A 12,265-nucleotide genomic window follows, 5' to 3' on the forward strand; every position below is an offset into this window, starting at 1 on the left:
GATAACACGGAGACAGGGGGAGAGAGCGTGGAGGATAGGCCATCACAACCAGCGGCGGTACTGATGCTGCAAGGAACGGCTTCGGATGTAGGTAAAAGTGTCATCACAACGGCATTGTGCCGGATTTTTAAACAGGACGGCTTCAAGCCTGCTCCGTTCAAGTCACAAAATATGGCACTGAATTCCTATGTGACGGAAGATGGCAAGGAGATTGGTCGGGCTCAGGGGGCGCAAGCTGAAGCCTGCGGTATTGAGGCGACAACCGATATGAATCCAATCCTGATCAAGCCGGTGCGGGACATGCATTCGCAGATCGTGGTGCATGGTGTACCTTTTGCCCAGATGAGTGCATCGGACTACCGTCAGCATTTCCTGCCTGAAGCAAAGCAGACAGTGATGGATGCGCTGAATCGGTTGCGGGACAGCTATGATGTGGTGCTGATGGAGGGAGCGGGTAGTCCGGCCGAGATCAATCTGAAGGACCGGGATATCGTCAACATGAATCTGGCAGGCTGGGCCGATGCGCCAGTGATTCTGATCTCCGATATTGATCGGGGCGGTGTATTTGCTTCCATCGTAGGTACGCTCGAACTGCTGGAACCCCATGAGGTGGCCCGTGTCAAAGGGTTCATTATCAACAAGTTCCGAGGTGATCTATCCCTGTTGCAGCCAGGACTCGACTGGCTCGAAGAACGGACAGGTATTCCAGTATTAGGTGTATTGCCTTACATAAGAGATATTCAGATTGAAGCAGAGGATTCAGTGGTGCTGGACTCCATGCGTCATGGTAAAACCGGCAAAACCGAGCTGGATTTGGCGGTGATCCGATATCCGCGAATTTCCAACTTTACAGACTTTGATGCACTTTCCCGTGAACCGGATGTGAATGTACGTTACGTGACCTCGCCAGATGAATTGGGCAGTCCGGATGCCATTCTTCTACCGGGTACGAAGGATACCATAGGTGACCTGGCATATCTGCGTGAGTCTGGGCTGGAGCAGGCAATTGCCAGTCAGACCGAGCGTGAGCATGTTCAGCTCGTAGGAATATGTGGCGGATACCAGATGCTGGGACGACATCTGAAGGACCCGTTTGCTGTGGAGGCGAATCAGATCCAGGAAGCGAAAGGGCTTGGCTGGCTCCCGCTATCGACAACGTTTCTTCAGGAAAAGCAGACCGTCAGAGCTTCCGGACGGGTGCAGCCTGATCACCCGATTCGTCTATATGGTGAGCGAGATGTAACAGATGCTTCATTACCCATTAATGGATATGAGATTCATATGGGTGTTACGGAGTGCCACGAGCCTGAACGGGTAACCATGTTGTTTGAAATCTCATATCCAGGTGGCCAACCTTTCCAAGAAGGCTGGGGCTCAGTAGATGGCAGCGTGTGGGGAACCTACCTGCATGGTTTGTTTGAAAGTGATCAATTCCGACGTTCGTGGCTGAATGCCTTGCGTGCAGGAAAAGGACTGCCGCCGCTTCAGGAGACATATAGTGCGCATGAACGTAAGGAGATGGAGTTCGATCGGGTAGCTGAATCATTGCGTTCGGCATTGGATTTGAAGCGCGTGTACGAGATTATGGGTGTTCAGGCACCCGAGTGAAACAACAATACCCCCATGTCTGACAAACCGTTCTCTAGAAACGGAATGTTAGCGGCATGGGGGTATTGTATATCCTATGGCTATATGAGGTTTAAAACATGTGATGATAGGTTAATGGTTAACCTGTTAGTTTATTTTGAAATTTTTCATAGCGGATTGAAGCTCTACAGCTTGTTCATGCAGATGACGAACTGTATTCGAATGGGAATCCATCTCGCTGAGCTGCAGGTCTGCTGTTGAAGCAATCTGTAACATGCTCTCACGAGATTTGGTCGTAATCTGTGCCGTTTCTTCTACGGATGCACTCACTTCTTCAGCACCAGCAGATACTTGTTGTGTAGAAGCAGAGACGGTCTGGATGGTCAGGTTCACGTTCTGAATCAATTCATTCAGCTGCTGGAAGGCTGATCCTGCCTGTTGAACGACAGTTGTGCCTGAACCAATCTCTTGGGTTACACGGTTCATGGCGTCAACGGAGCGTTCAGCGTCTTCGCGAATGGTACCCAGATAATCCGAAATTTCTTCGGTGGCTGTCTTGGATTGCTCGGCAAGTTTGCGAACTTCTCCAGCAACAACAGCGAATCCGCGACCATGCTCTCCGGCACGTGCTGCTTCGATGGAGGCGTTGAGTGACAGCATGTTAATCTGTTTGGTGATTTCAAAAATGGAAGCAACAATGGTGCCGATAGCTACCGACCGTTCATTCATAGTTTCCACATAACGCAACGATTCGCTTGCTGTCTGGCCTACACGCTCCATCTGCTCAATGGCATTCTGAGCCAGTCGGTTACCGTTAACTGCCTCGTTGGCTGCTTCACTAATCTGGTCAGACACTTCAGCGGAAGAAGAAGCAATATGCATGATACCTTGCGTAATTTCTTCCATAGCTCTGGCGTTCTCGGATGCGCTTGACGCAATGCTGATGCTGCCTTTTTCTGCATCTTCTGCGGAGCGGCTGGAGTTTCGAACCATACCGGACATCGATTCAACCCGCTGAAGCAGGTCATTGGAGCCTGATACAACTTCATTGGACGTGGACAAGGCACGGCTAATCATTTCTTTCAGGTTATGCGTCATCGTCTGGAAGCTAGCGGCAAGCTGGGCAATTTCATCTTTACCTTTGATCTCTAGTTTAGCGGTCAGATCACCTTGGGATATTTGTTTGCTATGTTGGACAAGCTTGATGATTGGTTTGGTAACTCTTTTGATCATACTAGTGGAGATAAGCCAGCCGAGCACAAACACTAATGCTGTAATCCCCAGACACAACCAGAAAATCTGGGTAATCTTGTCTTGAATGAACTGGGCATCCATGCTCACAGCCATAATCATGTTACTTCCTGCAATGGGGATAAAGGCTGCTTTATGTACACCAAAGGAATCGGAGTAGACCTCACTGATTACCATTTCTTTGTTCTCAATAGCTGCATTCATTGCAGGTTCTACACTAATCTCATCCTGGGCTTTCATGCCTGAGGAAGAGTTGGCCACAACGACTTTGGCTGAGCCATCTTGAATAGCAACAATGTAAGCAGCATCCAGATTATGTTCTTTTGCTTTATCTGCCAGATACGATTCCACGGTCATGGCAGCACCTTCAGAACCAGCTCCGCCACTCTGTACCTGTAGGATTTTGGATGCTGAAGTATTTTTGTATATATCCTGAATGGACGTGTTTAGGACTTTGTCAAACTGCGGGAGCACGTAACTTTGAATGATATTCATCGAAACGGCGTAAAAACTAATACTGAACAACAGGGAAGCAACCAGCAGAACGAGGAACAAGGTGCCTCTGATTTTACCGGCAACGGTGCGATTACGAAACATATGATCATCCTTTCACGTCAAGTTCATTAACATTGTCGCTTTTCCGTAATAATAAGACCTATCTACCAATGAAGAAAGACCTAAATTAAACGTTGAGAAAACTTGGGAATAAGCGGATATACCTATATTACAAAATTAACCGGAGGTTGAATAGAACAATTTTCACGATTTGGTGTATTTTTTTCAGAAATACATGAATCTATTACATGCATATTACATAATATCAATTAATACCTACCAGAATAGTTTGTTATATGTTATATTGTAAAATGTCTTTGTCGGAAGTACAAAAGATAGAAGAGAAAACCGGATATGTTCCGGTTACACACATGCCTGAGGAGGATTTAAAGAAATGGATACTTTTCTAGTCATATTGAATGTAGTGGTGATGCTTGCTTTACTTGGCATCCTCTACTGGATGCAGAAAAAGCATATCTCCTTTACGAAACGCGTATTTGCGGGTCTTGGACTGGGGGTTGTGTACGGGGTTATTCTTCAATTGGTGTACACATCAGGTTCTGATGTCGTTACGAAATCAGTCGATTGGTTCAATCTGGTCGGTTCAGGATATGTTCGTTTGTTGCAAATGGTCGTGATTCCATTGATCATGGTGTCGATCATCTCAGCCATCATGAATCTGAAGGGCAAGCAAAATCTCGGTAAAATGAGTGTTTCCATTATTGCCATTCTGTTGATCACCACAGCGATTGCCGCGGGGGTCAGCATAGTAACGAGTCTCAGCTTTAACCTGACTTCCATTGAAATTGAAGGTGGAGATCGGGAGATCGCCCAGGGGCAGAAGATGGAGGAACGGCTTGTTGATGTGAAGGATCAGACCATTCCGCAGCAAGTGCTGGAATTCATTCCTTCGAATCCATTTGCAGATATGACAGGAGAACGTCGTACATCCACACTGGCGGTCGTTATCTTCTCCGCGTTCATCGGTGTAGCTGTACTTGGACTGGATCGCAAAAAACCACAACAGGCGGAAACATTCCGAGGGATGGTTAATGCGGTATATGCGGTGGTTATGCGGATTGTAACATTGGTGCTGAGGCTTACGCCATACGGGATTCTGGCCCTTATCACCAAGGTGACGGCGACCACGAATCCGGATGAAATTCTCAAGTTGATCAAATTCGTCATTGCGTCCTACGTGGCCCTCATCGTGATGTTTATCATTCACCTGATCATCATCTCACTGTCCGGGTTCAACCCGATTACGTATGTGAAGAAGGTTCTGCCAACACTGGTATTTGCCTTCACATCCCGTTCAAGTGCAGCGTCGATCCCGCTGAATGTGGAGACACAGACGAAGAAACTGGGCGTATCGGACGGTATTGCGAATCTGTCTGCAAGCTTTGGTGCTACAATTGGGCAAAACGGCTGCGCCGGGATCTATCCGGCCATGCTGGCGGTGATGATTGCTCCAACGGTCGGCATCGACCCGCTGAGCTGGGACTTCATCGTGACGTTGATCCTTGTTGTTATGATCAGTTCGTTTGGTGTGGCAGGTGTTGGCGGCGGGGCAACGTTCGCTTCCCTGATTGTATTGTCCACCATGAACCTGCCTGTAGCCTTGGCGGGATTGCTGATCTCCGTTGAACCGCTGATCGACATGGGTCGTACAGCGCTTAACGTGAACGGGTCCATGACTTCAGGACTCGTAACCAGCAAAATTTTGAAAGAAAATGATCACGACACATTCAATGATCAGAGCCGTGAGCTGGATTCAGCTGTTCAGGCTTAATAGACTGGATTGGATAGAGGCTCGTATGAAGATAGCTAGAGCCTTTTGCAAGCCAAGTGAGAAAAGCCGTCCTTCGGAGGAATCCGGAGGGCGGCTTTTTTGTAGCAATTGCATCATCAAACCTGTGCATGTTGTGTGAAGCCGTATGCTTTTTGATACTCGTGGTAAGAGAGATGGAGGTAGGAAAAGCGTAGTATGGTCGAGAGGAACACGTGGAATATAGGAGGGTCGTAGTGACTCATGCACACTTGGAGTTATTTAGTTCTGTTCATGGGACGAGAAATGTGATAGAGTATTCATGTTTTGGCCCTGAGCCAAACCGCGGTTCGTAACCATCCCGCGTAATCAAAACTAGGAAGGCAGTGTATGTATTTATGTTTAACTTAGGGTGGGGAGCGGTTTTCGTTCTCGTAACTTATGGATTTTTCCTGCTGTGTTACCGCTTGTTCGGTAAAAAAGGTCTCTATGCCTGGATTGGTGTGGCTACGGTTATAGCCAACATTCAGGTGACCAAAACGATAGATATCATGGGCATTGTACTGACGCTTGGCAACACGATGTATGTCAGCATGTACCTGACCAGTGATCTGCTCAATGAGAAATATGGACCAGGTGAGGCACGGAAGGCCGTATGGTTCGGGTTTTTCACGCTCATCATGACAACGGTGTTGATGCAGATGGTGTTGTACTTTGAACCGGCACCAACGGACTTTGCACAGGAATCCATGGCGAAGCTGTTCGGTCTGCTGCCACGTCTGGCCCTCGGTAGTTTGACGGCGTACTTTATCAGTCAGTTCCTGGATGTTCGATTGTACTCATGGTTACGCAAGGTGGCCCCAGGGCGCAATCAGTTGTGGATTCGTACCAACGGCAGTTCGATCATCAGTTCATTTGTGGATACACTGGTGTTCTGCACGATCGCGTTTGCGTTCATCTATCCTTGGGATGTATGGCTGGAAATCTTCCTGACCACGTATATTATCAAATTTGTATTAACTGCGGTTGGAACACCGTTTCTCTACGTTGCACGCAGCTTTAAGTTTAAGGATGAAGCTTAGATAATATTCAATGAGGATCACTTAAAATCACCCTTTGCGCAGTCCATTATAATTCGGACTCTGCAAGGGGATTTTTTTATAGAAAACACATGTCCCCGAAAGAAAAATCCTTTTTACATTTTTATGAAAAAGTTATAATATAAACGACCTGTCGTTTATGAGCATGTATCATTAGCACGATGATTTCAACCAAAGGGGAATCGCATATGTACTCTACACTGCGTTATACACTGGAAAGCAATGGCACAACCTACGAGAATGATAGCATTAATGCCTCGTTATTGGTGGATTTGATCACCAATCTGGAATTGCAGGACTACGTAGTACTAGCACCTTCGGAGCTGGTGGAGGGAAGTATGTATATGCAGGCGGCTGCGCTTGAGGAACCAGGACAGATGGTGGCGGAGATTCGTTTGCAGGAAGGTGAGGATGGTTTCCGGCATTACGGCTACAAGACAACAGATCCGACTGCGATTATTCAATGGTTTCTGGATTATTGGGGGAAGCAACAGCTGCCACAGCTGGAATCCTGGCAGGATATCACGCATGAGTTTGACTAATACTTAATGAGTAAGCAGGAATAAGATTACCTAGGATGCAAACGGAGTAATGTAGGATATGCTTTGTATGAATTACAATCCCGCAACCCATGATATCATGGATTTGCGGGATTTTTGAGTTCATGTGTCCTTGCTCCTTTTTCTGTGTACAGGCCTGAACCGTACGCGAAAGGAGTATATTATTCTGATGATAAGGTTCAGCACAGTTTGGTGCAGTTTAGTTCATGATGCATCATATCGACTGAGGATTGATGTATTGGTGTTTTTGACTTAGATCACAGTTGGACTAATCCGTAAGGATGTGCAGTTCTTTTGGAAATGTTGTCAGAACTTCGACACCCGTCTCGGTCACAATCACATCATCCTCGATACGAACGCCGCCTGCTGCGGTATAGATGCCCGGTTCAATCGTGAACACGGTACCTTCACTCAGGGTGTCCATATTCTCTCCATGCAGAGAAGGATACTCATGTACGTCAATACCCAGTCCATGGCCTACTCTATGCATAAAGCGCTCGCCGTAACCCGCTTCTTCCGTGACCTGACGAGCCGCACGATCCACTTCAGCGCAGGTGATGCCTGGTTTCACGATTTGAATAGCAGCTTCATTGGCTGCGAGCACCGTGTTATAGATGGTTTTGAGTTCAGGTGAAATGTCACCAAAGGCGAATGTACGCGTGATATCCGAGGCATATCCGCCAGCATACACACCCATGTCAAACATCAACAGGTCACCATGTTGCAGCTTCCGTTCACCCGGTGTACCGTGTGGCAGACCTGTTTTGGGTCCCGTGAGCACCATGGTATCAAAAGAAGGGCCGTCAGCACCCAGCTTTTTCATCTGATACTCCATCTCGGCGACAAGTTCAATCTCGGTTACGCCTGTGCGAACATGGGAGAGGCCTTGACGCAATGTTTCTTCGATCAGGTGAATGGCATGGCGAATGCGGGCGACCTCATCAGGTGTTTTTTTCACACGTAATGTGCGAAGCAACGGGCCAACATCTTGGAAGCTGGCAGCACCAAGAGCGGCAGTAAGCTGCTCATAACGTGCGACCGTCACGTATTCTTTTTCGAGACCTACCCGGCCCAAGCGCCCCTGATAACGATCAAATAAAGCATACGGATTATCCGTATCCGTGTGAGTTGCAATGTTGGATACTGAAGAAGCGGCTGCCGCAGCTTCAGCGTCCAGCGCGGGTACAATCAACAGGGGCTCTTCGCCTCGTGCGAGAACCAGGCCAAGGAAGCGTTCATGCGGATTGCTCGCAAATCCAGTTAAATAGTAGATATGTTTCGGATCTGTGATCAGCATGGCATCCAAGCCTTGCCCGGACAGATCGGCTTCAAGACGAGATAAAGGGTTTTGATTCATAAGTGTAGTTGTCCACCTTTCCATTCATACTATCCTTCTATTATAAAAGATTATGATGGAATTCCAAACTGCGGTGATTTCATGTCCTCGGAATACCTTGAGTTCTCGGTTTAAGCGGCTGGTGTGAAGGGTAATACAGGGCGAAACCGCTTTACCGATGAATAATAACACCACAACTATAGCGAACAATACATTAACAATACGTTGAAGCTTGACTTATTTATTTTATACAAAAGAACGATATGCGAAGGGAGATGTAATCATGAATAATCGAGTAACCGTTCCGCTGTATGCTTCATTATTAAGTGTAGCACTGTTAACCGCGTCATGTTCTTCAGGCGAACCCTCAACGGGAGGAGCAGAGCAGACGTCTCAGGGACAGGGAACAGGTCAGGGACAGACAGCCAATGGCAGTACAAGTGGAAGCGAGAGTGGAGCGCAGGCGGAGACGGTTATTCCGTATCAGGCTTCCGTTCTGGTTGAAGAACTGAATGCACCATGGGAGATTGTGAGTGTGCCAGATGGTCGGATATTTGTAACGGAACGGCCTGGTGCGATTCGGGTCATTGAGGATGGAAAACTAGCCTCTGAACCACTGATTGAATTCTCAGCCCCATTTAATGAAGAAGGTGAAGGAGGTCTGTTGGGTCTGGCAGCTGATCCGGACTTTGAGGAGAACGGTTATTTGTATGCATACCACTCCTACCTGGAAGGCAACGACATTGCCAATCGAGTGTTACGTCTCAAGGTGAATGATGGCAAAGCGGTCATAGATCAAGAGCTGCTTGGTAACATTCCAGGCGGAACAAATCATAATGGTGGGCGGATCAAAATTGGTCCGGACAAGTTGCTCTATATCACGACAGGTGAGCGTTATGAACCGGAACTGTCACAGAACAAAGATAGCCTTGGAGGTAAAATATTGCGGATTGGTCTCGACGGATCGATCCCGGCAGACAACCCATGGCCGAATTCACCTGTATACAGTATGGGACACCGTAACGCACAAGGACTTGCCTGGAACCCGGACAACGGCTATCTGTATTCTACCGAGCATGGGCAGCGGAATCATGATGAGATTAACCGGATTGTAGCTGGAGAGAATTATGGCTGGCCTGAGGTGGAGGGAGACGACGATGACAACGGCGCATATCAGGCTCCGCTTGCACATAGTGAGAATGATACATGGGCGCCGTCTGGTGTAGCTTTTGTTGAAGAAGGACCTTGGGCTGGATCATTGATTGCTGCAAATCTGCGAGGAGAGCAGTTGCTGAAGGTTACTCTTTCGGAAGATGGCACACAGGTGGAGAAGGTGGAACCCCTCTTCGAAGATGAATGGGGTCGAATTCGCAATGTGAGTGCTGGCGAAGACGGCAAGTTGTACGTGCTTACGAACAATCGGGATGGACGAGGATCGCCACGAGATGGAGACGACAAGCTGATTGTACTTACTCCGGAGAGTTAAGTCTGGGGTCAGGGGATATAAAATCAGTGTTACAGGACAGCGTCGAACTGAATTGGTCTCGCCGGTAAGGTTTAGGTGGAGTTAGTTTAAAACGAACGGTTGCCGCTTAACTTGAGTCAAAGCCCTGAAGTGCCCTGAATCGCTCTAAATAAAATTTTTTAATTAATCAAAGGAGCTGTCCCCGTCAAGTTCATGACATTTGGGACAGCTCCTTGATTGTAATGTATGTTTCATCCTAATCTTGAATGAGCTACAACGCACAATGCCGCGTTCTTTCCTACTCTGCGCTCTCCGCGAGTGTGGCAATACGCTGAGCCGGATCATTCGTGTACTCTCCACCGTGATAACAGAGAACCTTATTGAGCTTAAGGTTGGTCAGTTTCTTCAGGCTTCGCAGCGCTTCAGGCATGTCCGGTGTCGCTTGCGGTGCAGGGCCAACCAGTTCATCATCGACCACACGAAGTTCATCGGCAGCGAGCAGGAACTGTTGCTCCCTGAAATACAGGCAGATATGACCTGGCGTATGTCCCGGTGTATGAATGACCTGTGTACCACCTTGAAGGGGTAACAAGTCTCCGTCTGCCAGAGTTCTACTGATGTTCACTTCAGGCAGCTGCAAGAGCAGTTGGTCTGCCAGTGCCAAAACGGGCGCGGGCAGCAGAGCACGACGTTCAGGCGTGAATTTGATCAAAGGTTTCTCACCGGTTAGATATGGAATCTCATCGGCATGTGCCCAGATTTCCAGATCTGGGATGGCATCCAGAAGAGCACCCAAGTTACCGATATGATCGATGTCCTGATGAGTAATAATCACACGTTTGACGTCCGAGAGCTGTACGCCCTCTTGTTCCAATGCGGATTGAAGTTCAGCGAATTGTCCAATCATGCCTGTATCCACCAGGGTAACGCCATCTACATCACGAAGCATGACGGGGAATATGGGGCTGTTCCCAGAAGGCGTAGGAATCTGAAGATTTAGTACAGTAATCGAAGTTGTTGGATGGCTCATGGTTATTCGGACCGTAGTCCGGTACACCTCCTTATATTTTTTAGAAATGATTGTTGTTATTCAGGGCGATTATATTTCAAGTGTTTTCTATATTTTTTTACTGTATGGAGCAGTGCTTCGAACGTTTCTTCTTCATTACTGCCATCCTTAACGATGCTGACAAACGAGAAGTTATCATGAACAAGTTTGTTTCTCGTCTGAAACACCAGACTAAGGGCTTCAGCGAAGTGTTCCTTTTCGGATTCCAGAGCAATGAACTCTTTACTGAGTTCGGACTGAATAATCTCCATGTTGGAGCGTGCACGGTAGGCAGGAGTTTTCATCAGCTGGGTCGAATTAAACTTTTTCTGATATACGTCTCTGTACAGTTGATGTAACATTTGTTCAATAATGGCGCATAATTCGATGACCAGTGAAGCATATCTTCGGTTTTTGCGTTTACGGGTAAGCTCGCGTGTTTCTTCTTTGTCCAAAATACCGTATTTTTCATACAGCGTAGAGTCAACGTTCTGCAAGATTTCCTGATATTCCTGTTCGAGTAGTGCGATTTCAAGTTTGGCTTGTTTTTTAACTTTTTTAAAATCTTCTTTGGTCAGCATACTTGTCCTCCCATGGAAACAGAGATGTGATCCTATCATTATCTCATATTGTCCGTCGTTGCGCCTCTAATTTCGGAACCTCAGGTTCAGAAGGGAAGTACCTCATGTCCAATCAGACAGCAATTGTAACAGGAGCTAACTCAGGTATGGGGTTGGCAACCACCATTGAACTTGCAAGACAAGGATATCGCGTAATCATGGCATGCCGCAGTGAGAAGCGCGGACAGGAGGCTCTTCAGGAAGCTGTGCGTCAGTCCGGCTCTTCTGCGATTGAATTGATGCTGTGTGACCTGGGTTCACTCGAAAGTATACGCCAGTTTGCCCGCACATTCCGCGAGCGTCATGATCGCCTTGACGTCCTGGTTAATAATGCGGGGGTGGTGATGGTCAAGCGGAAGGAAACCTCAGATGGGTTCGAACAGAGTATCGGCATTAACCATCTGGGGCATTTCCTGCTGACCTTACTTTTGATAGAGCCTCTGAAAGCCGCGAAGCAGGGACGGGTTGTAAACGTTTCGTCAGGTGCTTACAAGGCCGGCAAAATCCACTTCGAAGATCCACATCTGCACAAAGGTTATAATCCGATCAAAAGCTATGCTCAATCCAAACTGGCGAACGTGCTGTTCACTCGTGCACTGGCTCGCAAACTGTCAGGTACGTCTGTCACAGTGAACTGTCTGCACCCTGGTGCAGTGGGAACGAGTATTGGCGTAGATCGCAATACCGGATTTGGCACACGCATTATGGCGTTTGCAGGTAAACTACCATTCTTTCTGTCCCCTGAAGAAGGGGCGCGAACGGCTGTTTATCTGGCCGCAAGCCCTGAAGTCGTCGGCATCACCGGGCGTTACTTCTATCAACAGAAAGAGCAACAGCTGAAGGCACATGCCGTTGATGATGCTTCAGCTGAGCGTTTCTGGATATGGAGCGAAGAACAGGTGGGGCTAAGAGATGACGAGAAGTTGTAATTCAGCACAAGCTGATGAGTGACCCATGAATAGAGTCGTTACATCT

Annotated in this window: 10 protein-coding genes; 6 read left to right on the plus strand and 4 right to left on the minus strand. The window is 47.7% G+C overall.

What is annotated here, in order from left to right; all coding sequences use genetic code 11:
- Positions 1-63: 63 nt before the first annotated feature.
- Positions 64-1,608 carry a cobyric acid synthase gene (locus MKY92_RS07240; protein WP_339301725.1) on the plus strand — a complete coding sequence of 515 codons (1,545 nt, stop codon included), beginning with the start codon at positions 64-66 and terminating at the stop codon, positions 1,606-1,608.
- A 126-nt stretch (positions 1,609-1,734) separates the two neighbouring features.
- Here MKY92_RS07240 and MKY92_RS07245 read toward each other — a convergent pair whose 3' ends face one another.
- Entirely contained in the window at positions 1,735-3,435 is a 1,701-nt protein-coding gene (locus MKY92_RS07245; RefSeq protein WP_339299895.1) for a methyl-accepting chemotaxis protein, read from the minus strand.
- Positions 3,436-3,787: 352 nt separating this feature from the next.
- On the opposite strand from MKY92_RS07245, the gene MKY92_RS07250 reads away from it, so the two are divergent.
- From MKY92_RS07250 to MKY92_RS07260, 3 genes are all read left to right on the plus strand, one after another.
- A complete protein-coding gene (locus MKY92_RS07250) occupies positions 3,788-5,185 on the plus strand; it encodes an L-cystine transporter (RefSeq protein WP_339299897.1) in 1,398 nt (465 codons plus the stop codon).
- A gap of 374 nt (positions 5,186-5,559) precedes the next feature.
- Positions 5,560-6,243: a queuosine precursor transporter gene (locus MKY92_RS07255; protein WP_339299899.1), complete on the plus strand. Its 684-nt coding sequence runs from the start codon at positions 5,560-5,562 to the stop codon at positions 6,241-6,243.
- Positions 6,244-6,449: 206 nt separating this feature from the next.
- Positions 6,450-6,803 (plus strand): hypothetical protein, encoded by a 354-nt coding sequence (locus tag MKY92_RS07260; protein ID WP_339299900.1) that lies wholly within the window; start codon positions 6,450-6,452, stop codon positions 6,801-6,803.
- A gap of 286 nt (positions 6,804-7,089) precedes the next feature.
- On the opposite strand, the gene MKY92_RS07265 is transcribed toward MKY92_RS07260, so the two are convergent.
- Positions 7,090-8,178 carry a Xaa-Pro peptidase family protein gene (locus MKY92_RS07265; protein WP_339299901.1) on the minus strand — a complete coding sequence of 363 codons (1,089 nt, stop codon included), beginning with the start codon at positions 8,176-8,178 and terminating at the stop codon, positions 7,090-7,092.
- A 262-nt stretch (positions 8,179-8,440) separates the two neighbouring features.
- Between MKY92_RS07265 and MKY92_RS07270 the strand changes: the two genes are divergently transcribed.
- On the plus strand, positions 8,441-9,643 hold the full coding sequence (locus tag MKY92_RS07270; protein WP_339299903.1) for a PQQ-dependent sugar dehydrogenase: 1,203 nt from the start codon (positions 8,441-8,443) through the stop codon (positions 9,641-9,643).
- A 277-nt stretch (positions 9,644-9,920) separates the two neighbouring features.
- Here the strand turns inward: MKY92_RS07270 and MKY92_RS07275 are convergent, their stop codons facing one another.
- Together MKY92_RS07275 and MKY92_RS07280 are read right to left on the minus strand one after the other, a co-directional pair.
- A complete protein-coding gene (locus MKY92_RS07275) occupies positions 9,921-10,652 on the minus strand; it encodes an MBL fold metallo-hydrolase (protein WP_339299905.1) in 732 nt (243 codons plus the stop codon).
- Positions 10,653-10,708: 56 nt separating this feature from the next.
- Positions 10,709-11,251: a hypothetical protein gene (locus MKY92_RS07280; RefSeq protein ID WP_339299906.1), complete on the minus strand. Its 543-nt coding sequence runs from the start codon at positions 11,249-11,251 to the stop codon at positions 10,709-10,711.
- 104 nt (positions 11,252-11,355) lie between these two features.
- On the opposite strand from MKY92_RS07280, the gene MKY92_RS07285 reads away from it, so the two are divergent.
- On the plus strand, positions 11,356-12,219 hold the full coding sequence (locus MKY92_RS07285; protein WP_339299908.1) for an SDR family oxidoreductase: 864 nt from the start codon (positions 11,356-11,358) through the stop codon (positions 12,217-12,219).
- Positions 12,220-12,265 lie beyond the last annotated feature (46 nt).

It is taken from the genome of Paenibacillus sp. FSL R5-0623, assembly GCF_037974265.1.
Classification (GTDB): Bacteria; Bacillota; Bacilli; order Paenibacillales; family Paenibacillaceae; genus Paenibacillus.

Coding starts and splice junctions, on each gene's coding strand:
- MKY92_RS07270 (WP_339299903.1), top strand. CDS start 8,441: ATGAATAATCGAGTAACCGTTCCGCTGTATGCTTCATTATTAAGTGTA.
- MKY92_RS07240 (WP_339301725.1), top strand. CDS start 64: ATGCTGCAAGGAACGGCTTCGGATGTAGGTAAAAGTGTCATCACAACG.
- MKY92_RS07260 (WP_339299900.1), top strand. CDS start 6,450: ATGTACTCTACACTGCGTTATACACTGGAAAGCAATGGCACAACCTAC.
- MKY92_RS07245 (WP_339299895.1), bottom strand. CDS start 3,435: ATGTTTCGTAATCGCACCGTTGCCGGTAAAATCAGAGGCACCTTGTTC.
- MKY92_RS07280 (WP_339299906.1), bottom strand. CDS start 11,251: ATGCTGACCAAAGAAGATTTTAAAAAAGTTAAAAAACAAGCCAAACTT.
- MKY92_RS07250 (WP_339299897.1), top strand. CDS start 3,788: ATGGATACTTTTCTAGTCATATTGAATGTAGTGGTGATGCTTGCTTTA.
- MKY92_RS07265 (WP_339299901.1), bottom strand. CDS start 8,178: ATGAATCAAAACCCTTTATCTCGTCTTGAAGCCGATCTGTCCGGGCAA.
- MKY92_RS07285 (WP_339299908.1), top strand. CDS start 11,356: ATGTCCAATCAGACAGCAATTGTAACAGGAGCTAACTCAGGTATGGGG.
- MKY92_RS07255 (WP_339299899.1), top strand. CDS start 5,560: ATGTTTAACTTAGGGTGGGGAGCGGTTTTCGTTCTCGTAACTTATGGA.
- MKY92_RS07275 (WP_339299905.1), bottom strand. CDS start 10,652: ATGAGCCATCCAACAACTTCGATTACTGTACTAAATCTTCAGATTCCT.